Origin of the sequence: Paenibacillus sp. JCM 10914, from assembly GCF_001315105.1 — a bacterium.
Classification (GTDB): Bacteria; Bacillota; Bacilli; order Paenibacillales; family Paenibacillaceae; genus Paenibacillus_AQ.
Map to the genome: position 1 here is coordinate 15,776 of NZ_BAZR01000003.1, position 24,088 is coordinate 39,863.

Here is a 24,088-nt window from a genome sequence, read left to right on the forward strand (position 1 = left end):
CTCTTCACGCTTTTGCTTCTCTGGACTGATAAGCGTGTGAGGCGGAGGTATGTTGGTATCCCCTCCCGGAAGAACAGATTGCGTTTAACATGACAAAGAGACAGCCGCTACGACATAGGCTGTCTCTTAAGAGTCTATTGCGATGATAAGTCTTACGCTATAACCAGGGCTCCAGCTTGTTCATGTTAAATAACGTCCATGGATGCAAAGCCGGGGGCAGGGAATGAAGCGTAACGTCTTCTTTGGATACGGGATGAGGAAATCCGACCAAAATCGACCACAGGGCGATCTGTTGCCCGGCTTTGTTAACACTGCTCCCATATTTCTGATCACCATAGAGTGGATGACCTGCATGACTGAGTTGAACCCGGATTTGATGCGGTCTGCCGGTGTGCAGTTCAATCAGCAGCAAGCTGTAGCCTTGTTCACTTTGAATGACAGTGTAGTCCAGAATGGCTTCCTTGGCTCCATCCGTGCCCTTTGGAACTACTTGCACAGTGTTAGTACGCGTATCTTTATGGAGCATATTGATCAGGGTTCCCGTCTTGCCAGCAGGAACTCCGTGTACGACTGCGGTGTACAATTTGCGAAAATTTCGACTGCGCACAGCTTCGGATAACCGAGATGCCGCTTTGGATGTCTTCGCGAATACCATGGCTCCGCCTACTGGGCGATCCAACCGGTGAACCAAGCCCAGATATACGTTACCCGGCTTGTTATACCGCTCCTTAATGTCTTGCTTCAGAATCGTCAGCATGTCGGGATCACCGGTCGCATCTTCCTGGGAGGGGATATTAACCGGTTTGGCGACACCTAGTACATGATTATCTTCAAAAAGGATCGGTACTTCCGGAGTTTCGGCAGTCTTCCGCTCGCTCATGCGATCAAGACTCCCATCGACCAAGGATACCGCATGGTAAGGTCATCCCCGTGCGGGTAATCGGCAATCCGATTTCACCGGCACTAATGCTGCCGCCGTATTTCGGTTTCATGGTCATCGTTAGCATATTATTCAGTACGGTAGGTGAGATCCCGGTTGTATATGAATTAATCAGCATGAATAGCGGTTGATCAGAGACGATCTCCAGGCAGCTCTCTAGGAACGGATACAAGCTCTGTTCCAGCTTCCAAGTTTCGCCGCTTGGTCCACGTCCGTATGAGGGCGGATCCATGATGATGGCATCATACTTGTTGCCGCGGCGCTGCTCACGCTGTACGAATTTGAATACATCATCCGTGATGTAACGAATCGGATGATTGGAGAGACCGGACAAGGCCGCGTTCTCTTTAGCCCATTGCACCATACCCTTGGCAGCATCGACATGCACAACCTCTGCTCCAGCTGAAGCTGCGGCAACCGTTGCACCGCCTGTATAAGCGAACAGATTCAGCACGCGAATAGGACGTCCGGCCGCGGCAATCTTGTCCATCATCCAGGACCAGTTGGCTGCTTGTTCCGGGAATAAGCCGGTATGCTTGAAATTGGTGGGCTTAATATGAAATTTCAATTGGTTATATGAGATGGTCCAGCGATCAGGGAGCGGTTTTTTCATATCCCACTGACCCCCTCCGGACGAACTGCGATGGTAGTGTCCATGGACACTGCGCCACTGACCGTCCTCTTGTGCGATCGGCCATATAATTTGCGGATCCGGACGGCGGAGAATAACGTCACCCCAGCGCTCCAGCTTCTCTCCGCCTCCGGTATCAATAACTTCATAGTCTTGCCAGCCATTAGCTACATACATGTTGAAAACCATCCTTCAAATAGTCATTTAGCTTTCATTGTACAACATTTTTGAAGATAAAAGCCACCAACTCTGCGCCATTCGTCTGACATATCGTACAATGGAAGGCTAAGTCACAAGACTCTATTCCAGATTTTCAAAGGCAGGTGGATATCTAAATTCTCCTTGAAGCTTCTCCAGCGCACCGGATTTTAGCTCAGCTACCATGAATACTTCATCAGATACGGTGAACTGCTTGATATCGAGTCCATACCTTCTAGCCTGTTCGAACCCAAAGCGTGGATAATAAGTAGGGTGTCCGAACAGAAATACAAGCGGATAGCCAAGGGAAGCACATCTTCTTTTTCCTTCCTCCACTAATAGCCCGCCAATGCCTTGGCGCTGGTATTTTGGCAATACGGCCAACGGAGCCAATGCCGCAACGGCATGGGTTTGATGGCCATCAAGAAGCTGGCCCTGGCTCAACAGAATATGGCCCTTTATGATTCCGTTCTCTTCTGCAACGATTGATAATTCGGGAACGAACTGAGGGTCCTTTCTCAGCTCTTCCACCAACCGTGCTTCTGCTTGACCAGGAAACGCCTGGAGGAGAAGGTGCTGGACCCTCTCCATATCTTGATTTGTCTCAGTACGAATATTCATCTGCTACATCTCTCCTCGTATCATCATAAAGATCATAAATAGAATCAGTCTTCGGGCTTGATCTCGATCTGCAGACCTTCAATATGTTTCCGCTGCATGAGATTGCGCTTCTTACGGTTCTCCTTGGACTCGAATACGATGTCCATATCATAATCCTCCGGATAGAGATTCTCGGCCGCAATGTAAGTTGATCCGTTTATGATTGATCTTGAGTTTCTCTTTCTGAATCATGACGCCGACGTTTCCCATCTGATCTTTCACTTCATAGACTGTTGCGCTCCGCCCGAGATAGGGAATATAGACTCGATCGCCTATGTTGAATTTTGGCTGAGATGAAGAGTCTTCTTCTAGGGAAGGTACCGATTCAGTTTGCTTAGATGCCTTGATTTTGTTTGAACGATCCGCGGCATTTGGTTCAGTTGATGTTTTAACAGGAGTATCCGCGGGTACCTCAAGAATCCGATCTGCTCCGTTATTGGTGATTTCCCGTGATCTGCTAATAATGGCTGCAGGTATGCCTAACTTGGCAGCAATGACAAAGGCATAACTGTTTCCCGCTTCACCGATTCTCAGCCGATAGAGAGGCTCAAGCGTTTCCTCGTCAAATTCCATCCGAGCGTTCTCGAATCCGGGCCTATGATTGGCAAAATTCTTGATTTCGGTAAAATGGGTCGTTACCACGACCGTTGCTCGGCGTCTGTGCAGCTCCTCCAAAATGGCAATGGATAGACCCACTCCTTCACCCGGATCGGTTCCGGACGCCATTTCGTCAAGCAATACGAGACTGGAACGGCCTGCTGTCTGCAAGATATCACGAATATTTCGAATATGGGCAGAGAAGGTACTCAGCGCATGCTCCAGACTCTGTCCGTCACCGATGTCTACCGACACTTCGTCAAATATCGCACAATGGCTGCCCTCAGCAACAGGTACTAGCAGGCCTGATTGTACCATGACTGTTATGAGTCCAACCGTCTTCAAGGCAGATGTTTTCCCCCCCGTGTTGGGACCTGTAATAATCAGTGTGCTGTAATCACGGCCAATGCTGAAATCAAGCGGGACCATAGAGGCACCAAGTAAAGGGTGTACCGCAGATTTAAGATGGATGAATCCCTCCTGGTTCAACGTTACATTGCGTCCCTTGATGGAAACCGCGTATTTACCTTTGGCAATAATGTAATCGTAAATACCGACGATATCCGTATTGGTTCGTAATTCTTGTTCGTGTTGTTCCGTAAGCGCCGTTAATTCACTAAGAACCTTCGTCTCTTCCTTTATTTCATCAGCACGCAAATAATGAAGCTCCATCTGAAGACTTTGAAGATCAGCAGGTTCAATGAATACGGTTTGGCCGCTGGCCGATTCGTCCAGAATGGATCCTGGCACAACCTTGCGATGTTCTTTCTTGATGGGCAGGACGTACCTGCCATCTCGCTTGCTCACAACATGCTCTTGCAAAATTCCTTTGTAGCGAGATACCAGACTGTCAAGTTTACGTTTGATGCGATCCTCCATAACGCCTAACTTCTTCCGGATCTTGCTTAGTTCCTTGCTGGCTCCATCCACGATTCGTCCATTATAAATACGTTGTTCGATGGCGGTCAGCAGTGGACGCAGTTCACTTAGAGAGGAGGCATAGGAGCTTATCGTGGGGGCGATCGACCCTTTGGTGTTCATATACTGAATCAATTGTCGGCAGCTGCGCAGAAATTGCACCAGATGCCCGAATTCTCGCTCGGACAGCACATAACCAGTTCCTAACAAGTCCAGAATGAGCTCTAATCCTTCAAGCGATGGAATGGGAACGCTTGCCCCGGTCTGAAGCAGCTGCTTAGCCTCTTCCGTCTCGTTGAGCTGGTGCCGGATCGCTTTAATCTGGGTCGACGGCGCCATCTTGTGGACATGCGACAAGCCAAGGTAAGAGGCTGTGAAGTGTCCGAGTTCTGTTCGTATCTTCTCGTATTCAAGTTTCGTTAATGCAGTGGGGTTCATGATTCGATTCTCCTTTGTCGTTCGTATGGTTGTGATCTAACGCAAAAAAGGCGGCAAGTGAACACAGGTTCACTTGCCGCCCAGAGAAAGCATTCAAAAAGATAGAGCCAAAAAATCCGTGCTGAACTCAGCACGGATATGACTATATCATCATTGAATACACCTACGTAGTGGGGGTTTTATGATATCCGCAGTTCTTAACTAATTCAAACAATGAATGGAAGCAACAAGAAACAGACATGCCCCTAACAGGGACATGAACCAGAGGTGTACATCAAACAAGTCGTTGTACATTTCCATTCATGATATGAAATTGCTTTAGTTAAGAATAACCACCGACATCAAAATCTCTCCTTTGAGTAAGAGTATGACCTAACTATAAACAAATCGAAAGCAAAAAGTCAAGCGCTGAGAGAGGGATTCGATCAGCGGAAAAATATGCTATGATAAAAATGAATCAGCCAATAATGTTGCGTGCTCAAAACATGCAAGTTTGCGAAAAAGGAGATGTACTCATGGGGAAAATGTTAAAACGTAGTGAAGTACCGGTAGAGTCTACCTGGAATCTGGACGACCTATTTGTATCGCAAGAGGACTATCTGGCCGGCCTGCAGTCGGTCGAATCGCAGGCAGCTAAGCTGACTCGCTTCAAGGGAAGGTTTGCTGAGGGAGCGCACGTGTTGTTGGAATGTTTGAAAGAACAAGAAGCATTAGATGAGCATATTGGCAAGGTCCGGGCTTACGCAACGCTGCGTCAATCCGAGGATGGAACGAATCCGGTCAACCTGGCAAACACAGCCAAGGCTGGCGATGTATTCTCACGTATCCAATCTTCGCTAAGCTTTATTGATTCTCAGCTTCTGGAACTTGAAGATGGTGTATTGGAGTCATACATAGCAGAGGAAGCGGGCCTTGCGCCGTTCGCTCGCAGTTTGAAGCTGCTGATGGACACGAAGCCGCACCGTTTGAGTCCGGAGACCGAGGGCGTTCTGGCATCGCTTGGCGAATTGCAAAGTTCCCCGTATCGGATTTATTTGCGCAGCAAGCTGTCCGACATGACTTTTGACGATATACAGGTACGTGAGCAGACGCTGCCGGTGTCGTTCCGCTTATATGAGAATTCGTATGAAGTCTCGGAAGATGCCGAACTTCGCCGGAAATCATTTGCTTCATTCTCCAAATCGCTGCATGGCTCGCGCCATACCATCGCCGAAGCGTATGCAACAGAGGTCAAGAAGCAGGTCGTTCTCTCGAGACTGCGCGGGTATGATTCCGTGACCGACATGCTGCTGAAACCGCAGCAAGTGACCATGGAGATGTATAATAATATACATGATACACTGCTAACCGAACTGGCCCCACCTATGCGGAAGTTAATGAAACTTAAGAAAAGGGTGCTGGGATTGGATCAAATGCAATTCTGTGATCTGAAAGCGCCAATGGATCCCGATTTTAATCCGAGCATAACGTATGAAGAAGCTTGTACTACGATAAGTGAGGCGTTATCCATATTAGGACCAGAATACGGAGAGATTGTGACGTCATCATTCTCCCAGCGCTGGGTGGATTACGCCGACAACATCGGCAAATCAACCGGGGCGTTCTGCGCATCTGTATACGGCTTGCATTCCTACATCCTTATGGCATGGGCAGACAATATGCGCAATGCGTTTACCCTCGCGCATGAAGTCGGACATGCAGGCCATCTTATGCTGGCCGCCCGATACCAAACGATTACGAACGCCCGTCCTTCCTTGTATTTCATTGAAGCGCCATCGACGATGAATGAATTGCTGCTGGCCGATCACCTGATGGCGAAATCCGAGGACAATCGAATGCGGCGCTGGATCATGCTGCAGTTGCTCAGCACATATTACCATAATTATGTCACGCATCTGCTTGAAGCCGAGATGCAGCGAAGAGTGTATCGTCATGCGATGGCGGATGAACCGATTACGGCTGATCGATTGTCGGAGCTTAAAGGTGAGGTATTGTCCGATTTCTGGGGCGATGCATTGGATCTTGATGACGATGCAAAACTTACCTGGATGAGACAACCTCACTATTACATGGGGCTGTACCCGTATACGTATGCTGCCGGATTAACCGCATCCACGGCCGTGGCACAGCTGATTAAGGAAGAAGGACAACCTGCTGTTGACCGGTGGTTAAATGTGCTTAAGGAAGGCGGTAACCTTAGTCCGCTGGAGTTGATGGCGATGGCGGGGTAGATATGTCGACCAAGGAGCCGATCTCCAAAGCTGTGGCTTACGTTGGTTCGCTTGTTGATGAATTGGAATTATTATACGCAGAGTAACTACGGATTAACGAAAAAGGGTGATTCCACAGCCGTGGCTGGGAATCACCCTTTCTCATCCTTCATTCGAATGTATCAGCTGTTATTCTGCGCGAAGGCACCGTAAAGTAGAAGGTGGATCCACAATGCTCCTGACTATCGACCAATCGTGCCCCCCATGAGTTCAACCAGTTTCTTGCAGATCGCTAATCCCAATCCGGTTCCCCCGTATTTACGGTTTAAAGATGGATGTAGCTGGGAGAACGAGAGAAACAGTTTGTCTTGCAGTTTGGCAGGGATACCGATTCCGGTGTCTTGCACCTGGAAAGAGAGCGTGTACTCCTCGGTGCCAGCACGATGCAGGGCATCCACCGATAGCGTAATGCTGCCGTTCTCGGTAAATTTAATCGCATTACTGATCAGATTAATTAATACTTGCCTTATACGCTGGGCATCGCCTGTAACGATTTCAGGTACAGTATGCGGATTAATCTGGCATGTCAATGTCAGTCCTTTTTCATGCGCTTTGGTCGAAAAAAGGTCGATGACGCTTTCGAACTGGAACCGCAGGTCGATAGGTTCGTCGTTCAGGATCATATGCCCCGTCTCAATCCTGCTGAAATCCAGAATCCCATTCAAAATATGCAGTAGTGAGTTGCTGCTCTCCATGAGAATGTTCGTATAGTTATCTTGATCCTCATCAAGTGCAGTCGTGCGCAGTAGCTCGATCATGCCGATAATGCCATTCATCGGTGTTCGCAATTCGTGACTCATCATCGTTAAAAATTCCGTCTTGGCTTGGTCCGCCCGCTCAGCTGCTTCCTTGGCGCGAACGATTTCCTTCTCGTCCGTAATATCCCGGAACACGATAACAGCCCCTTTGCGTTCACCTTGATCCCATATTGGGTTAATTTGGTAATTAGCTAAGAAGCTGGTGCCATCTGACCGCCAGAGCACGATTTCGGTTCGTTGCAGCGGCATTCCTCGTTTCACGGCTTGATATAGTGGGGATTCCTCACCTTGATAAAAGCTCCCGTCATGACGAATCTCCTTCATCACGAGCTCGCAGGATTTGCCTATCATCGATTCGGGGAGGTAATCCAGCATGACCGCGGCGGCGGGGTTCGTAAAGGCGACGCAACCTTCCATATCGAGCCCGAGAATGCCCTCGGACACCGTGTTGAGCAGCAGCGTCAATTCACGACCCAGTTTCTTGATTTCTTCCATCGACCGTATTCGTTCTGTTATATCTCGCGTGATGCCATAGACGCCAACAACCTCATCGTCAACGATAATGGGAATGTTGACTGAATTGATCTCGACCGGGTGACCGTCTTTGTGGATGATGGTCAGATCATAGCTTTGCGGTTTACCTTTTTTGGCCAGATTGAAATGATAGAGCGTGCGGGCCTGATCTTTCTCGGCGACAATGGGACCGAAATACATACCAACCAATTCATCTAGCGAGTAGCCTGTGATCTCCTGTAAGTTCTTGTTCGCGGTGAGATAATCGCCGTCCAGATTCATGGAGTATACAGCCGTTGGGTTATATTCGAACAGGGAGCGATACCGTTGTTCGTTCTCTTTAAGTTTGAACTCCATCCGTTTGCGTTCGGATATATCCCGCGCGATCGAGATCATCTCCTGCGTATCGCCGTCCGGCTGGAGGATGGATTTACAGTTCACTTCAAACCAGATATGTCTGCCGTCCTTATGTATGTAACGAAAGGTTATCGGCGACTGTGTCGCGTCATCGATGCAATCCTTTAAATATTGCCTAAGCGCCGTAACGTCCTCTGCATATACATAATCGAAAGCGCTTGTCCCAACCAATTCTTCTGGCCGATAACCGAGCAGTGCGTAGCTGGAGGGTGAACAATATAAAAAAGTACAATCCTGCGTTGAGTTTCGAGATATAAAATCGAGTGAATTCTCTGTAATTAATCGATAATGGCTTTCCTTCTCCTGTGAGATCTGTTCCAACTGGATTTGCTCTGTTAGATCCTGGGCCATTCCGATCATTTCGATCAGCTTGCCATTGGCCGTGGCGGATATTTCCCATTGTGCTCTAATGGTGCGAATTTCGCCATCCCCAAGATCAATGCGGTAGATCATCTCGCTCGTCTTGTCATGTTCGAATTGTCGTTTGGCTACCTTAAACCGCTTGCGATCCTCCGGCAGTACCAACCTGAGCAGGGAGCGAATACTCGGTTCGGATGCTTCGATCTGATAGCCGAAGATTCGCCGCATCTCTTCACTAAACGAGATCGATCCCGAGATCATATCCCATCTCCATGACCCCACCTTGGCGATACGTTGAGCTTGCATGAGTGTATCTTGATCCGTCTTGTGTTTGGTAATATTACGTCCAATGGAGATGACTTTGGATACCTGGCCGTCACCATGCCTGATAATCTGGAATGAAGTATCGAACCATAGATAATGGCCGTCTTTATGGCGGACTCTGCGTTTGAATATGTCTACATCCGAATACATTTTCCCCGGCTGTTTCATCTGTTCGGAATCAACAGCATGGTAATAGCTTGTACGGGCCATGCCAATCATTTCTTCGGGTGTGTAACCTAGAATATCAAATACGGAGGGTGAGACATATTCAATGATGCCATCGGCGTTGCTGATGGAGATAACATCTTGTGCATTTTTTGCAATCAAGGACAGTAACTCTTCGTTACGAATGACCGGCGTTTGCCCCTGTTCGTTGGGATCCAACTCTACACGGCAAAGAAGATGCGGGGCTTTATCCTCAGCAGGATCGTGAATGAAAGAGAGGTGGACGTTTGTTGCTTTGCTACGACCGTTTGGATAGGTATATTGGATGGTCTTGTTCACGCCTGCATCCGATTGGCTCGGCTCACCAGAAGCAAGAGCTGGAATAAGCTGCTCCAGGGAAAGTTTACTCCATATGGCAATGTCAGAGAGTTTACTTGAAAGTAACTCAGAACGGTCATGTCCTGTTAACTCACAAAACATATCGTTTGCCATGATGATATGCTGCATATCCGCAGAAATCAGGATGCACCCGCCTGGGAGTCTGTTGAATATTTGTTCCCAGAGCCCATTCTCAGCTTTAACATTCATGAATTTGTTGCCTCCCCGAACTTGTAGATATATCTATATTGATCATAGTAGATCATACGACTCTATCGCAATACATATTAATATTAGCTGGCAGGCAAAAACCAACCCTAAAGAATGCAATTCGCTTTTGGGCTGGCTGGCATATACCTTGTTTTGTTGAAGAAAATCACGTGTGCAGCAACGGGCGATCATCCAGATTCTTATCAAAATAATGCCCAGCATAAGAGCACACCGGGATTATCTTCAATCCTTCCGCACGAGCATATGCCACAACCGCTCTGACCAATTCATCTGCGATGCCTTGACCGCGCAGTCCTGGAGAAATATAGGTGTGATCGATGCTGATGACATCTTCACCCTGAGCTGAGTAAGAAATTTCGGCAACGGTTTTTCCATTGTCCTCGAGAAAGAAGCCTCCCGGTCTGGATTGAAATTTTCGTTTATCCATGTGGTTACGTCCTCCTTTCATGGTTGTACTATACCCGCATCTGCAGAGGATTAAACGAAATTGTGGGTAGGCCAACACCCTTATATAGGCTGCTGCATACAATACGGGGAGAAGATATTTGAAGGAGGAGCAACATGACTACGTATTCCAATCAACAGCAAATACTGTTTCAATGTGATCATCAAATCGCGCACCACATGAAGAAACACCGGGAAAATGCACATGCAGCGCTGAAGAACGCGATGAATCGCAAGGTTAGAATTCAGACGATAGATGATGAAGTTGTTGAAGGCGTCATTTTTAATATCGATGCCAAAAACGTATACATTCTGGTCGAGCAGGCAAATCGAGGCTTCTATCCGGGATTCCCACCATATGGATATGGTCCTAACCCTAATGTCGTACTCCCGCTGGCACTGTTCAATCTTTTGGCCGTTAGCCTGCTCTGGTAGAAACTTGGAACCTGCAGATCCTTCTGCGGGTTCTTTAATTGCTTGGATTTGGTTATAAATAGAAATCGTTATTTACATACATACGGTATGTATGTTAAATTGAATGCATATCATCGATCTAAAGGAGATGTGTTCATTATGAAAATCCAAGGCTTTTATCCGGTTATAATGACGGACAAGATCAGTGAGGTTGCACAATTTTATACCCGTTACTTCGGATTTGAAATTGTATTTGAAGCTGATTGGTATGTAAGCTTGAAGATGGCAACATCCGAACTACAAAGTTATGAACTGGCGATTCTATCCAAGGATCATGCTACCGTTCCCGCTCAATTTCAACAAAATGCGCAAGGGCTCATCCTTAATTTCGAAGTGGATGATGTTGATGCAGAGTATAATCGACTCATACAGGATGAAAAATTACCTCTTCATTTGGACATTCGTGATGAAGAATTTGGCCAGAGGCATTTTATTACAAGTGATCCGGCTGGGGTCATGATTGATATGATTACAATTATTCCACCATCAGAGGCTTTTATGGCACAATATAAAGAAGAGGTTTGGACTTCTGACGGGCGCAATGATGGATAATGGACACAACTACGGCCTTGAAGGATAGCTTTACATCCAATAAAATGACATTACAACGATTGCATAGAGAGGCTGCAGAATATGAGAAGAAACCAGAGTGAAACGAATGAGACGATTCAGCTGCTGCTGAAGGTGGCCAGAGCCCATTTTACGGAAAAAGGGTTCGCTAACACGACACTGGAAGAGGTGGCCGATCATGCAAATGTAACTCGCGGAGCATTGTATCATCATTTTAAGAATAAACAAGGATTGTTCTTAGCCGTGCTTGATTTAGTGCAAACGGAAATTGGACAGCGCGTGGAGGAGGAAGCCGATCGTTCAGACGACCCGTGGGAACAACTGTTGCTTGGTTGTCGTGCCTTTATAGCGGCGGTAGTAGAAACGCAGAATAAGCGGATCATGCTCATCGACGGTCCGAGCGTCGTTGGCTGGGAGGCTTGGCGCGAGATGGACGAGCAGAATTCGATGAGTCATCTGAGTGAACAACTGGTCGTGCTGCAGGAGAAGGGAGTCATAAAGCCGGTCTCTGTCGATGCCATGACGCATGCCATATCGGGTGCCTTGAATGAATGCTCGCTATGGGTGGCGCAACTGCCGGAAACGGCGGGGAGTCTTGAAGAGACCATGGAGGTTATTACGGGGATGTTGAACGGCTTTAAAGTAAGCGTGTTATAGCCCCGGATAGGCAAGCATGTGCTCATAGGGATGGATCATAAGGTTAAAGATGATTGAGGAATTGATTGAGAAAAGCGCTTGAGACTGGATGGCAGCATCCAATGCTCAAGGCGCTTTATGGTAGTTAGGATAATGTTGATGTCGTCAGGTCAAGCCAATCTAACTCTGCCCGACTAAGCTTGATGTTGGATCCTTCATCACAAGACTGCAGCTCTTCGGGTGATTGCGCACCGATCAGGGCACATGTCGGGAATGGTTGATTCAGCACATAGGCGAGGGCAATTTGGATTGCAGTAACTCCTTTGGCTGCAGCCAATTGTTTGGCACGCTCCAGGCGCTCCCAGTTCTCGTCGCTGTAGAATACCCGTACCAAGTCCGCGTTGTCCCGAATTTCCGGTGAGAATCGGCCGGTGAAGAAACCTCTTGCCTGAGAAGACCATGAGAGAAGCGGAAGCTGTTCCGATTCATGCCAGGCAATGGTCTGGGCATCTGCGGATACGCAGCCTGCCCAGAACGGTTCGTTTGCTTTTGCCAAACTCAGGTTGGGAGAACTAAAGGAGAAGCCGACTAATCCGTTATCCTTCGCATATTGATTCGCTTCCTGAATGCGCTGCCAGGTCCAGTTGGATACGCCGATCGCTCCGACCGTCCCATTCGAGGTATATTCATTCAGAATCTCAACTACCTCACCCGCAGGGACGGCAGGGTCGTCGCGATGAAGGGCATACAGATCGATAAAATCCGTCTGAAGTCTTTCCAGACTCGTTGTGATGTCGCTCTTGATGTCCTTCTTGCTTACGCGCGGTCCATGCTGATCGTGGTGAGCACCCTTTGTCAGAATGACGAGCTGTTCGCGGTTACCTCGCTCCTTCATATAACGGCCGATTACTTCTTCGCTTTGACCGCCGCAGTATATATGCGCGGTATCAACCGAGTTGCCGCCAATGGCAGATAGGCGTCCAGATTGGCTGCGGCTTTCTCATAACTATCATGATAAAAGTAGTCCGTTCCCTTCATAAGGGCTGAGACGGGTTTGTTTAACCCTTTAATCGAGATGTACTCCATATTTAATTCCTCCTCGGGCTGTATGTGTAATGGATTACAATGTCACTCTCTTTCGTGCTTCCGCAGACAACAGACAAGCATCAATCACGCGCATGTTCCGGATGGCATCTTCGGCAGAGTAACGAAGCGGCGTGCGATTCAGAATGGCTTCTGCTAGTTGGTCGCCTTGTTCACTGTAAGCATTCGCTACCGGTACTTCGATTTCTTGTCGGCCATCGCCATTCGTTAAATAGAAATTGCCGCCATCCTCTGGCAAGCTGTAGGCATACGGGACTTCGATAAGTCCATCGGTTCCTAAGATTTCCAGTGGATTACGAAACGCTGCCCACATGCCGCAATCGAAGGTGAGGGAGACGGAGTCCGGGAATTCGACGAGGCCCGATGCCATCATATCTACCTGACCATGCTCAGGCGAGAAAAGAGCTTGAACCGTAACGGCCTCAGGCTCCTTATCTAGCAAAAGGCGTGCCGCATTGATCGGATAACAGCCGATATCATAGATGGAACCTCCGCCCCAATCCTTACGGAAGCGAACGTTACCGTGGTTAGAAGAGCTATTGAAGGTGAACGCACTGCGAATACCGCGAATGTCTCCAATCGCTCCCGCGGCGATCATATCCTTCAAAATGTCATAACGAGGGTGGTGGCGATACATAAATGCTTCCGCCAGATAGACTCCAGCCTGGTCGGCTGCTTCTGCCATCTCGGACGCTTCAGCTTCGGTCAGGGCAAGTGGTTTCTCGCATAGAATATGTTTGCCTGCTTCGGCGGCACGAATGCTCCATTCCTTGTGCAGATGGTTCGGAAGCGGGATGTAGACTGCATCTATGGAAGTATCGGCTAAAAGGGATTCATAGCTCCCGTAGGCTTTGGGAATATGCAACTCATTCGCTGTTTGTTTGGCGGTATCTTCGTTCCGGCTGGCAATCGCCACAACTTCGTTATGTTTGGATTGTTGCAAGCCGGGTATCACCGAACGCTTGGCAATGCTGGCACAACCAAGGACGCCCCAACGAATCTTCTGGGTCATATCAAAGTCAGCTCCTCTGTCTTGAAATAAGATTATATTGCGATTATAAAAGACAGATATTAAAATTGATATAATATTATTTTGCATTGGATTATAACAATATTGTCATGAAGGAGATGGGCAGTATGAAACGGCAATCGCATTTGTTAACGCTACCGGAAATGCCGTTCTTCTGTCTGCCGGAATCCGTAGGGATTTATCGAGACGACCCGGAACATAGCGTGGCCCGTGCAGCAGGGGCGTTGAACAACTTCAATATTCATTACGTTGCCTCTGGCAAAGGGCATGTGGAGATCGATAATCAGGTGTATACGCTCGGTCCTGGAGAGGCAGTGCTCTATTTTCCGATGCAGGTTCAGCGTTATTATAGCAGTCAGGATGATCCATGGGACGTCCGGTGGTTTCATTTCTATGGAAGTGGATTGCAAAATTATTTCATCGAACGCGGATTTCACAAAAGTCTGTTATGGAGTATCCGACAACCGACCGTGTTTGAGGAAGCTCATGAGGCACTGTTAAGTGAAGCGGAACGGCATCGTATGCTAAAGCCGGCTCAATTATCAACGTTGACTTACGCTTTGTTAGCCGTATTTGTTGAGCAGGCATCAGCCTTGTCGGGTAACAAATCGAGCAGCAGCATAAACCGCATTCTGGAATTGTTGCCTGAAATGCAGCACGATGCAGCACAGCCTTTCGTGCTGGAAGAGTGGGCGGATAAGCTGGGGGTTAGCACGTATTATTTCTGCAAACTGTTCCGGAATGTCATGGAGATGACACCGATGGATTTCATAACCCGTTGTCGACTCCAGATGGCGAAGCAATGGCTGCTCGACCATAAAGAGAAAACCATCGGGGAGATTGCGGTAGAGGCAGGTTATCCGAGCGTCAGTTATTTTAATAAGCGATTCATGGAGCACGAAGGAATGACGCCTTCATCTTACCGACGACTATATGGGATGAACGGATAACTATGATGATTAGACCGACCGGACAGGTAACACCCCGACTTAGGTCTAGGTTTTAATCACATCTATGGTCGGTTAAAGAAATGGCTTGCCCCCACTACAATAATATTAACAGAAGGATTTGACGAAATCCTGATCAATATGTGTACGACGTGGGGGAAAGCGATATGAACGAAACTAACACGATATATGTAATGTTAACCGATACGGGAACGAAGTTCACGAAGATGATTAAACGGATTACAGCTGCACCTTATAATCATGCTTCGCTTGCATTAGATGAGGGCTTAAATGAAGTGTATAGCTTCGGTCGGAAATGTGCCAACAATCCATGGGTAGGCGGATTTGTTCAGGAAGATATATATGAAGGGACCTACCGGCATTTTCCTGACACCCGCTGTGCACTACTCCGCATGGAAGTATCCCGTCATCATGTTGAAGCAGCAGGCAGGGTCATCCAGCACTATAAGGATGAGAAAGACGCGTATAGCTATAATCTTCTTGGCATGATCGGGCTGATGGTCCGACTGGATATTACGCGTGAACGGTCCTATTTCTGTTCTCAGTTCGTGGCGGAAGCCATTAAGCAAAGTGGCATTTCGTTATGGGATCGACCATCCTCAATTGTCACTCCCAATGATTTCCTTGAACATCCCTCGCTCGAACTCGTGTACGAAGGCATGTTGTATGATTATCCCTTACTGGATCAGACAAGATTGGCTAATCAGCCTAATCTTATGCAGACTGTCGTACTGTAGCGATGCTAACACATTAGGAACGGGTTAGTTCTGTGTTAGCTCGCTTGATGATGTCCTCAATTTTCACTTCATATTGATAAATGCTTTTTTTCTTGGAGAGTATTTGACCGGATAACGTTACGAGACGAGACAGAGTATCCGCAGTGCGGGCTGGCTCTTGTGCCTTAATGGCGGCTTTGAAATTCTTCCACTCGGTTTGCATTAATTTATTTGGATTAGAGATTGCGCTTTTGTCAGCCTTGATCCGGCTCTTGATAGGTTCGATTTCGGCAAGAATAGAACGTACCTTTGTTGCCTTGCTGGTTTTGGCTTTCTTGGCCGCGGTTAAGGCGTTTTGTTTGTTTTTGATGTCTTGTTTGCCGAGTGTAACCATTAGCTTCATGCTGTCGGCTTGGGTTTGCAGCATTTTCGCTAGCGTCTTGTCCTTCAGTTTCTTGGTCGTTGCGATTTGCTTGTTCAAGGCTGTATAGGTATTAAACAATGGCTGGTATTTGTTCTTCGCGGATTGGAGTTGATCTTCGAGGCGACGAATTTTGTCTTTATCAATGTCGTTGATCCGTTTGCGCGTCTCCGATGTCTTGGCTTCGTTGGCGTAACGCAAGGAAGATATTTTGTCATCCCAACTCATCGTCTGTTGCTGTTCTGACTTCAAGTCGTTAAATTGCTTGGTTAATTTGGACTGGTTGGAACCGGTTGCTCGTTCCGCGGTGGCATTCAGTTGCTTCTGGATGGCGTCGGTAAATTCAATGGCGGCGGCCTCCACGATATAACCAGGGAAGAGGGAGGCAGTCAAGATACAAATGAGGAACACGGACATAATTCGGCGTAGCATACAATCACTCCTTCACGAATAGCAGCGCTCAGGCGCTGGTGTTGTGGTGGATTTACGAAAAAAAAAGCACCCGATAGAAAGGCGGTAATACGCCTCTCTTACGGGTGCTTCCTTCGTAAGAATCCGATTCACTTTTTTATACTATAAAGGATGAAGGTGCTCATTGTCAAACATATATTCGTATTATTGGAGCTTGTAAGGGACTGAGTATTTGGTTCCAAGAAGCCGTATCTCCTTCCCAGGTATGGCCTTTGGGGATTTGTATAATGTTTACATGCTCTGAAAACGTGGGTAAGGTGAATATCTGTGAATCTCTGCTCAACATGACAAATAAATAGGTGATATTGGCATTGGAGTAGGTGTCCCGTATCGTATCATAGATTGTTTGCGCGTCTTTACGGTGGGGGATCATGCGAACGAGCAATACGGATCGATCGGAGTCCAATGCGTCATGAAACCGTGTCAGACGTCGATCCAGCCGTTCACGGAAGATAGGGTAATCATACAGCGGAGCCTTACGCGGGTCATTCTTAAAGTCATGAAAAGAGAGACAGGAAGAGGATCTGTCTCGTACATAGTAGGTGTTCACGGATTTTGCATAGATTTCAAGGTTGGGGAGCTGCATAAAATCGTCCATCCGGTTACGAATGACCTTGCAAAACTCGCTCGTCGAAGCAAAATTAAACCAGTCCCACGGCCCGGCTGCCCGCCGTAAGCCGTTCTTTCTCAGTTGTGTCGCCACCTGACAGTTGTGACCGAGACTGTATATCTCCTGAAATGCCGAAGGTATCGTCACGTGGTCTACCTCCTAACTCCAAAACTATCAATAGTATCGTATGTTGAGATGATAGGATTGGTATGGGGAGGTGCTGCAATATTCTTATTTTTTGACTAGTAATCCTGCACGATATAGTACAGTAATTAGCGAATAAAAGTCTGCACTTCTTCCGTGCGGTGTATCGATGACCGGGCTGCCATACTGATCCCGGAGTTGAACAAGGGCGCTGATTGCTCTTTGAGCATAGGACGGGATTTGCGTTAATTTCGCTCTATTCTCTAAAACCTTAACTCGCTCACCTGTCTTCTTAAGCGAGGCTCCTTGTTCTTGAACCCCTTTCTTCAATACATTTTTACTATTGGTGAGGGCTTTAATCTCAGATTTTAATGTGGCGACCGTCTGTTTAAGTTGTTCAAACTGTTGTCTTTCACTTGGCGTCATAGCGTCATCATCCTTTACTTTTAAGTTATGGTAAGCCTCTTGAACGAGAGGAATAAAATTTTTCTGAGCTTGTAAGACGGAATTACCTAGAAAGAACGTAGATCCCGGGCAAGATTTTGCCGGCAAACCATTTAGCTTTACGCCGGTTTTGAAATTATATACTTTAGTGCCAGATGGGCTGTACCAGTGATGGTATACGATATGCTCTGTATCGACTGGAAGTTTGAAAACTTCGCATAATGCAGCATTCAAGAAGGTAATGGTGTGTTTATGCTCTTTGGTCATGTGATCACCATTGGTATCAAAGTTGCCAATATGCTCCAAACATAACGCACCTGTGTTCGCTCCTTTAATGCCTGCAGGGGTTGTGTCAAATGAACGGCAAATGGCGATTAAGCCGTCAGGGAATGTTGTGATGTTTTGTCCAATGTCAGACCATCCGTTGGTATGGACATGAAAGCGTTTCATGGCCTCAAGTCGAGCGAAATGATTACTACCGTTAAAGGAAGTGTAATTAGGAGCCCATGTATGATGATTTTGAATGATAGAGATTTTCCTTTTGAAACTCTGTGTCTTCAACCATTCATAGAATTCCAGACGAGTTAGAAGTATAAATTGGCCACTGTGCTTCACACGAGTCATCCTTTCCCTTCGTCAGAAGCTTTGCTTTTTAATGCGGTAATGGCATTTTTCATCTGAGGTGGCATAGGTAAGTCCAGCCTTCCATAGTTCTCCATAAGACTGATTAGCTCATTGCCAATATAGAAGAATATGGCTCCCGTCATGAGGCTAAGAGATCCATCTAAGCCGAGCAACTTATCAATTTGAAATAGGAGAGCAATGACAGAGAACATTAAGATTTTTTTGATAATCCCCCAGTACCCTTTATTGGAGTTCCAACCTTTCGAGGTGTCTTCCACATTCTTTCTTCCTTCATAGTAGGAAGCAGCTAGTCCCGTTACATAATCGAGCGTTACCAGTGTAGCTAGGACATTTAAGGGCTGTGACCAGCTTCCAAATAAAAATGTGATCACAGAACCCCCGATGGTATAAAATAATAATTTATATAGTGTTGATTCATACACGGAATTTCCTCCATTAGATGATGTTATATAAAATAAAAGGACCCCCGGTGGGAGTCCTGAAGAGAATTAAATAATGAAATAATAAGCACTGTTACTGGTTCCTTTAACAAGTAGGGTACTATCCATATCACTTACGTCTCTTTTGCGAATACTGATCGTGCTGATTAATTCTTCGACACCGGCAATCCTTGGACTGAGGTATCCTGCTAAGTCGGGGACGTTTACGATGATTTCGGAGTCGATGTTACTGATTTGCTTGATTAGGATTGAGGCATCCAATTCATTGATTTGTTTAGCATCTATAGCAGCATCAAGGAAATGATGATCTTTGATCCATAACACAGCATCGAACTCATTCTTATCCTTTAGTAAAAGGCTTGCAGCTAAGTCGGGAATGGAAGAAGCGAGATGTGCCTCATGTGATTCGTAATGTGGCAATTCGATACTCGTTTCCAAATCCGTTTCGCCTAAAGCCCGTATAACCATCTCCGCATTCATATCAGGTTTCGAGACAGAGATATGAGATACGATATCTTCTTCGATTGAGTTCTTTACGGTCAAGAAGCTATTGATGTCAGTTAACGACTTTTTGATTGAAGTGACTGTCAAGTCCCCCGATAGATCCCGCTGTGAAGCAATGATAGAAGCTTCAGCTTCTTCATTCTCAACTCTGGCAATTGTCACGACGCTTGATAAGAATGCATCTGGATCGATAATCATGTCACCAACAAGGTCTGGAACACTTGCACTAAGATTAAACTCAAAATCCGCTGTCCTTTTGTTAGACACGGTTAAAATGCTTTCGATTTGATCATAATTTCGTCGAGCAATGGTCAAGTCAGCATGAACATCCGGCCGTGAAGCAACAATGGAAGAAGCTAGCTCAGTGAACATAGGATCTTCTTTTCTATGAACATATAGCGCGCAATCCAATGATGTGAAACCTACGTCACTATGCACCGTTAAATGACCTGTTATTTCTTTATGTCCCTTACCGTTAATAAATAATGTGGATTCAAGATCAGTGCGTCCGGGGCTGTAGATTTGTGAAGTAATATAATGAACGATGAGAAGAGGGGGGATTCCGGATTCTCTTGTGAAGAAGCTTAAAGCTTCATTGTTCGTCGTTTTGATAATAAAGCCATAGTTAAGAAGTTTACTGGATTCCCATCGTTCGGCAATATCGAGGACATCAAATTCAACATATCTTTCCGTCGTATTATGAACATATTGATTACTTAAAAGTTCTAGTGAATAGGGTTTATTTGCATGCGTCACGCCTAGTTCACGCCAGATGGTGTTCGGCTGATGCAGTTCCAGGTTTGCGTTACTTGGAAAGTTGATATAATAAAGTCGTAGTTTAGCACTTTCCAGAATTTTGAGATCAGGGATTCGGTCTTTTAATTCTCCGAAGGATACAAAAGCCTCGAAAGCCTCATCTGTGTTGTTCCCTGTGAGCATGCTCTTCATATCGCCATAGTTAATGGTTCGCAGATCGTCTCGACTCCGAGTCGTTGCATCCGCCAGCGGTGGCAAATATACATCACTTCTTGGGGCTTCCAGTAATTCAAATTTACCGAATAGTCGGTTGTGTGGCAGAATTTCTAATGTGCATTCAAGAAAAGATGCTGCTATGGCTTCTATATGAGATTCTATGTCCCCATGACCTCTATATTTGATGTCGAGTGTACTGGTGATTTCTTGGGATTTAAGTGTCCTGACTGAAAGTAATGCGTCCAGATCGTTGTTAGTTCTTATCATGGTAAAGAGCGATGAATCTACATCATTGTGATTAGAACGGAAAAGAATAAAGCGCCCCGAAACTTTGTTCTCAAGACGCTGCCTTATATAAATCTCACTATGGAGATCGTGATATTCATGATACAAATGTTTCACTTCCTATCTCATTGTATTGAGATTATACGGGATCCACTTTCGCCCGAATTTCGAATTGCCCATTAGGAGCGGGTGGTGCGGTAATGGCCGTTGCAATCCGAACATAGAACACCAGCTCATCATTGGGGTTAATCAATTTATTAAACAGTAAGTAATCCTCGGCAATAAACGGATCCGTATAAGAGAGTTCAATGGTCACACCTGATGGCAGCTTGTCTTTAGCAACTTCAAGCAACAGATTTTGTACGACTTGTCCAAGTTGGTTCTTGACGATGACTTTCTGGTAGTCCGTAGTCTGTCCTGCTACGACAATGTCAAAATCCAGGTGCTTTAATAAACCGCCAAATGAATCAGAATAGTATTGGCCATTCTCGTCCATGAACATTAATCCAGAGTATGTACCGAGAAATGTGGTAGTCCAACTATCTTGTTGCCCCCAGCCATCCTGAAACTCTACGGTGAGGGAGTTGTTCTGACCAAATAATATTTCTCTTTCGGAAATATTGAGATTAATATCAAGCGGAGCCGGAGTGAGAGGGGTGAAACTCCCGTTGGATGGATAATAGGGCTTGTTATTCAGGATGACGCGATATTGAACTTTGCCTTTATCAGGGTCATCTAACTGCCCCATCAATTTATTTCCACCGACTGTAAGCTGAAGGGTGGCAAGTGTATTCAGCAGATAGAACTCTGCACTAGAGAATTTGGCATCATCAACAGGGGCGTTGGATACAATCTTGATGTTGTCGACTTGTGTGTGTTGATTCCAATGAATATTGTCATCGATGTAGTAGGCAACCCTGATTTTATTACCCTTGGAGGAGAAATCTTCTTCTGTAATGTTGTTTAAAGAGCCAATATCCATGGCATGTCTTCTAACCATCTCCATATTGGATACATCGGTAAGTCTCCATGTATTAAACTTGAAATATTCCCAGGTCCGACCTTCGTCAAAGGAAAGTAGTAATTTAATCGTTCCTTCTTGTGAGATTTTATTAATGATGATGGATTGAAGATCCCCGTAGATTTGAAAGTCCTCATCTTGAATGATGAGTTGGGAGAGGGGGGAGGCTGTCATATTGAAGTGGAGTTCATCAAGATCTTCCTGATCGGTCCAGGTGACGATGTCGAAGTCGCCGTCTAATTCATCAAGTGGGCTGTAATTAGCTTTTAGCTCTAATTCAGCACTGGTTTTCCGTGGATCGTCGGTATAGTAGAGGACATCCATTGTATCTTTGAATTCATCATAAAAACCAAATGGTTCAGTTTCCATCATGATGGAAGATTCCATTTGGTTTGGATCGTCGGTGTATTCAATTATTTGAATGGTTTGATTTTCCCATTCTTCGGCAATTGTAAAAAAAGTGGTTTCGACATTAAATAAAGCTTCTGTTCTATAAGGGCTTTCAGTCCAATGACACAGCTCAACATCCCCTGTTAACGTTACCCATGCTTGTTCAGGGATTATAGAAATGTCATCCATCCCATTAGAAAGATAATCGCTTTCACTAACAGATGTGCCTAGAACCTCCCAGGAACTAAACAAATAGGTTTTATAAACACCCTCATGAAAGACTAGTGTTTTTTCGTCATAAACAGCTTGATATACGATGAGTTCATCAACACCCCAGGAGTTATTTCCATGTTTGGTTTTGCATTTTATCCGTATAGCTTCAACTAAAGTTGGTGTTATATTGAAAGTTAGATTATTTTTCGCACTAGGGTTACTGCCGCTATGGAGGATTATCCAGCTTCCATTAACTAGACCTTCAAAATCCCAAGTGTTCATACTAGTTATACTTGGGCTTAATGCATCATAATGACCCAAAACAATTTCGTAACGAGAAACATAAAACTTTCTCGGAAAAGTGATAGTTAGATACCCTGGCAGGGTTGGTGTTATAGCTGATCGATAAGGAGATTGTATATTCCCATCAAATGCATTACGCCCATTTGATGGAGTAACTACAAAACCTTCTTGAGAATCAGAGGTCATTATTGGAATTATTGACACCAATCTCAATGACTTTCTCTCCTTTCTAAAACAATTATTTTACTCAATGCTCACATTCTTGATCGGCAATTTTGATTTGTCGATAGTTTGCTTGAAGACTTTGCCAGATCCTAGTGTTTCACTTTGGTCAACCGCAAATGATTGCGTATTCATTGGACTATATGTATCGATACTTGTTTCCTTGTCCATCCCATACTTAATAAAATTCTCTTCACTTAGATCGTCCAATAATATTAGTTTAGGTGGGATATATTCAAACATTTTGAAATATTGAATGGCAAATTGTGAAAAGCCAGAACTGATAGACATTACATTGATTCTGTATAATTTGTATATGTTTATATTCTCAAACTCGTAAAAGTATTCAATGCCAGTTGATGTAGCCTGATCTACTCTAGAATCTAAATCAACCCAAATGACACCATCATCAGAGCCTTGAAATAACCAACTGACAGGTCTTGCCGTAGTACTGAATTGCAATGAATATTTATTAATTATTATGCTATCATTAAACTCATAGCCTAAATATCCAGTGGTTGAATTAATAGCCGAATACCAACCTCCTGTTATTTGGCTAAAAGCATACCAAGCATCTTGATTAACACTATTAATACTACTTGCAAACACTCTGCCTCTTGGCGTATTGTTAGATGTCATATTTGGAATTACCGTACTTTTTCCTTTGTACTCAGGGGTTAAAGAATAGTATTTACTATTTTCTGACGAAAGTAAGAATTTATTAGTTGGTATATATGCTTTAAATTCAATTTCTTGAGTCCTTGGATTACTAGAAGTAACTCCACTAACTCCCTTCGCCCGATAATACCTATACCAAGTAGTATTCGAATTCAAAGTTTGTACAGTGGTCACATTCGAGCCACCCCATACAAAAGTTGCTCCAATATCATCATAATTAACTCCATTAGTGCTCCCTTGCCATTGCCATGTTCCACATTGTGTAAAGTTACTCATGTATATTTTTGCTTCGCTAATTAGCATAGGAACTTTAAAGTCAAAAGTAATATATTGCGAACCGTTCAAAACATTCGATATAAAATAAATCGAATTAGTATTACTTGTGCCTATTTCTCCGTCAATTAGATTGTTAGGATCTGGTGCGTTTGCATTAAGTAACCCTGATGTACTTGTCGAATAGATTAGCGATCTTCGATTTCCACTACCATATATTGACGAATAACTTGTCTTTGTCATTCACTTTCACTTACCTTCCTGATTGAATAAACAAGCATTTATATTATAAAAATAACTAGTGAGCTTAAT

The 24,088-nt window shown here is 45.4% G+C and carries 18 protein-coding genes and 3 pseudogenes; 6 read left to right on the forward strand and 15 right to left on the reverse strand.

All coding sequences use genetic code 11. The annotated features are described in order from the left end of the window. Positions 1-157: 157 nt before the first annotated feature. From JCM10914_RS05600 to JCM10914_RS05615, 4 genes and pseudogenes are all read right to left on the reverse strand, one after another. Entirely contained in the window at positions 158-880 is a 723-nt protein-coding gene (locus tag JCM10914_RS05600) for an RluA family pseudouridine synthase (RefSeq protein ID WP_023958402.1), read from the reverse strand. Positions 881-884: 4 nt separating this feature from the next. Further along, the gene (locus JCM10914_RS05605) at positions 885-1,748 is read right to left on the reverse strand and encodes a class I SAM-dependent methyltransferase (RefSeq protein WP_023958404.1); all 864 of its coding nucleotides are present in this window, start codon (positions 1,746-1,748) and stop codon (positions 885-887) included. A 123-nt stretch (positions 1,749-1,871) separates the two neighbouring features. Then, a complete protein-coding gene (locus tag JCM10914_RS05610) occupies positions 1,872-2,390 on the reverse strand; it encodes a GNAT family N-acetyltransferase (protein ID WP_023958406.1) in 519 nt (172 codons plus the stop codon). Between the two features lie 44 nt (positions 2,391-2,434). Further along, a pseudogene (locus JCM10914_RS05615) lies at positions 2,435-4,382 on the reverse strand (DNA mismatch repair protein MutS). Between the two features lie 515 nt (positions 4,383-4,897). Between JCM10914_RS05615 and pepF the strand changes: the two are divergent. Next, a pseudogene (gene pepF / locus JCM10914_RS05620) lies at positions 4,898-6,699 on the forward strand (oligoendopeptidase F). A 135-nt stretch (positions 6,700-6,834) separates the two neighbouring features. Here the strand turns inward: pepF and JCM10914_RS05625 are convergent. Next, positions 6,835-9,777 carry a PAS domain-containing protein gene (locus JCM10914_RS05625; protein WP_023958412.1) on the reverse strand — a complete coding sequence of 981 codons (2,943 nt, stop codon included), beginning with the start codon at positions 9,775-9,777 and terminating at the stop codon, positions 6,835-6,837. A gap of 166 nt (positions 9,778-9,943) precedes the next feature. Beyond that, positions 9,944-10,225 carry a GNAT family N-acetyltransferase gene (locus JCM10914_RS05630; RefSeq protein WP_023958414.1) on the reverse strand — a complete coding sequence of 94 codons (282 nt, stop codon included), beginning with the start codon at positions 10,223-10,225 and terminating at the stop codon, positions 9,944-9,946. 134 nt (positions 10,226-10,359) lie between these two features. On the opposite strand from JCM10914_RS05630, the gene JCM10914_RS05635 reads away from it, so the two are divergent. The 3 genes from JCM10914_RS05635 to JCM10914_RS05645 all read left to right on the forward strand — a co-directional run bounded on the left by JCM10914_RS05635 (position 10,360) and on the right by JCM10914_RS05645 (position 11,943). Beyond that, the gene (locus JCM10914_RS05635) at positions 10,360-10,677 is read left to right on the forward strand and encodes a hypothetical protein (protein WP_023958416.1); all 318 of its coding nucleotides are present in this window, start codon (positions 10,360-10,362) and stop codon (positions 10,675-10,677) included. 138 nt (positions 10,678-10,815) lie between these two features. Continuing rightward, positions 10,816-11,268, forward strand: a complete 453-nt coding sequence (locus JCM10914_RS05640; protein ID WP_023958418.1) for a VOC family protein — start codon at positions 10,816-10,818, stop codon at positions 11,266-11,268. Between the two features lie 81 nt (positions 11,269-11,349). After that, positions 11,350-11,943 carry a TetR/AcrR family transcriptional regulator gene (locus JCM10914_RS05645; RefSeq protein WP_023958420.1) on the forward strand — a complete coding sequence of 198 codons (594 nt, stop codon included), beginning with the start codon at positions 11,350-11,352 and terminating at the stop codon, positions 11,941-11,943. A 124-nt stretch (positions 11,944-12,067) separates the two neighbouring features. Here the strand turns inward: JCM10914_RS05645 and JCM10914_RS05650 are convergent. Together JCM10914_RS05650 and JCM10914_RS05655 are read right to left on the reverse strand one after the other, a co-directional pair. Then, positions 12,068-13,008: pseudogene (locus JCM10914_RS05650) on the reverse strand (aldo/keto reductase). A 34-nt stretch (positions 13,009-13,042) separates the two neighbouring features. Further along, the gene (locus JCM10914_RS05655; protein ID WP_023958426.1) at positions 13,043-14,038 is read right to left on the reverse strand and encodes a Gfo/Idh/MocA family protein; all 996 of its coding nucleotides are present in this window, start codon (positions 14,036-14,038) and stop codon (positions 13,043-13,045) included. Between the two features lie 125 nt (positions 14,039-14,163). On the opposite strand from JCM10914_RS05655, the gene JCM10914_RS05660 reads away from it, so the two are divergent. Further along, positions 14,164-15,006: an AraC family transcriptional regulator gene (locus JCM10914_RS05660; protein WP_023958428.1), complete on the forward strand. Its 843-nt coding sequence runs from the start codon at positions 14,164-14,166 to the stop codon at positions 15,004-15,006. Between the two features lie 164 nt (positions 15,007-15,170). After that, positions 15,171-15,761 (forward strand): hypothetical protein, encoded by a 591-nt coding sequence (locus JCM10914_RS05665; RefSeq protein ID WP_023958430.1) that lies wholly within the window; start codon positions 15,171-15,173, stop codon positions 15,759-15,761. A gap of 13 nt (positions 15,762-15,774) precedes the next feature. Here the strand turns inward: JCM10914_RS05665 and JCM10914_RS05670 are convergent, their stop codons facing one another. The 7 genes from JCM10914_RS05670 to JCM10914_RS28775 all read right to left on the reverse strand — a co-directional run bounded on the left by JCM10914_RS05670 (position 15,775) and on the right by JCM10914_RS28775 (position 24,019). Further along, positions 15,775-16,593, reverse strand: a complete 819-nt coding sequence (locus JCM10914_RS05670; RefSeq protein WP_023958432.1) for a hypothetical protein — start codon at positions 16,591-16,593, stop codon at positions 15,775-15,777. Between the two features lie 166 nt (positions 16,594-16,759). After that, positions 16,760-17,389, reverse strand: coding sequence for a DUF1796 family putative cysteine peptidase (locus JCM10914_RS05675; RefSeq protein WP_036717150.1), 630 nt, complete (start codon positions 17,387-17,389; stop codon positions 16,760-16,762). A gap of 84 nt (positions 17,390-17,473) precedes the next feature. Continuing rightward, positions 17,474-18,445, reverse strand: a complete 972-nt coding sequence (locus JCM10914_RS28265) for an N-acetylmuramoyl-L-alanine amidase (RefSeq protein ID WP_023958434.1) — start codon at positions 18,443-18,445, stop codon at positions 17,474-17,476. A gap of 5 nt (positions 18,446-18,450) precedes the next feature. After that, complete coding sequence (locus JCM10914_RS05685) at positions 18,451-18,897, reverse strand: holin family protein (RefSeq protein ID WP_023958436.1); 447 nt, start codon at positions 18,895-18,897, stop codon at positions 18,451-18,453. A 66-nt stretch (positions 18,898-18,963) separates the two neighbouring features. Continuing rightward, positions 18,964-20,784 (reverse strand): DNRLRE domain-containing protein, encoded by a 1,821-nt coding sequence (locus JCM10914_RS05690; protein ID WP_036717152.1) that lies wholly within the window; start codon positions 20,782-20,784, stop codon positions 18,964-18,966. A 31-nt stretch (positions 20,785-20,815) separates the two neighbouring features. Further along, complete coding sequence (locus tag JCM10914_RS05695; protein ID WP_023958440.1) at positions 20,816-22,816, reverse strand: hypothetical protein; 2,001 nt, start codon at positions 22,814-22,816, stop codon at positions 20,816-20,818. Between the two features lie 30 nt (positions 22,817-22,846). Further along, positions 22,847-24,019 (reverse strand): hypothetical protein, encoded by a 1,173-nt coding sequence (locus JCM10914_RS28775; protein ID WP_023958442.1) that lies wholly within the window; start codon positions 24,017-24,019, stop codon positions 22,847-22,849. Positions 24,020-24,088 lie beyond the last annotated feature (69 nt).

What these genes read in the sequence shown, in the direction of transcription:
- JCM10914_RS05600 (WP_023958402.1), bottom strand. Translation starts at nt 880, where the DNA reads ATGAGCGAGCGGAAGACTGCCGAAACTCCGGAAGTACCGATCCTTTTT.
- JCM10914_RS05605 (WP_023958404.1), bottom strand. Translation starts at nt 1,748, where the DNA reads ATGTATGTAGCTAATGGCTGGCAAGACTATGAAGTTATTGATACCGGA.
- JCM10914_RS05610 (WP_023958406.1), bottom strand. Translation starts at nt 2,390, where the DNA reads ATGAATATTCGTACTGAGACAAATCAAGATATGGAGAGGGTCCAGCAC.
- JCM10914_RS05625 (WP_023958412.1), bottom strand. Translation starts at nt 9,777, where the DNA reads ATGAATGTTAAAGCTGAGAATGGGCTCTGGGAACAAATATTCAACAGA.
- JCM10914_RS05630 (WP_023958414.1), bottom strand. Translation starts at nt 10,225, where the DNA reads ATGGATAAACGAAAATTTCAATCCAGACCGGGAGGCTTCTTTCTCGAG.
- JCM10914_RS05635 (WP_023958416.1), top strand. Translation starts at nt 10,360, where the DNA reads ATGACTACGTATTCCAATCAACAGCAAATACTGTTTCAATGTGATCAT.
- JCM10914_RS05640 (WP_023958418.1), top strand. Translation starts at nt 10,816, where the DNA reads ATGAAAATCCAAGGCTTTTATCCGGTTATAATGACGGACAAGATCAGT.
- JCM10914_RS05645 (WP_023958420.1), top strand. Translation starts at nt 11,350, where the DNA reads ATGAGAAGAAACCAGAGTGAAACGAATGAGACGATTCAGCTGCTGCTG.
- JCM10914_RS05655 (WP_023958426.1), bottom strand. Translation starts at nt 14,038, where the DNA reads ATGACCCAGAAGATTCGTTGGGGCGTCCTTGGTTGTGCCAGCATTGCC.
- JCM10914_RS05660 (WP_023958428.1), top strand. Translation starts at nt 14,164, where the DNA reads ATGAAACGGCAATCGCATTTGTTAACGCTACCGGAAATGCCGTTCTTC.
- JCM10914_RS05665 (WP_023958430.1), top strand. Translation starts at nt 15,171, where the DNA reads ATGAACGAAACTAACACGATATATGTAATGTTAACCGATACGGGAACG.
- JCM10914_RS05670 (WP_023958432.1), bottom strand. Translation starts at nt 16,593, where the DNA reads ATGCTACGCCGAATTATGTCCGTGTTCCTCATTTGTATCTTGACTGCC.
- JCM10914_RS28775 (WP_023958442.1), bottom strand. Translation starts at nt 24,019, where the DNA reads ATGACAAAGACAAGTTATTCGTCAATATATGGTAGTGGAAATCGAAGA.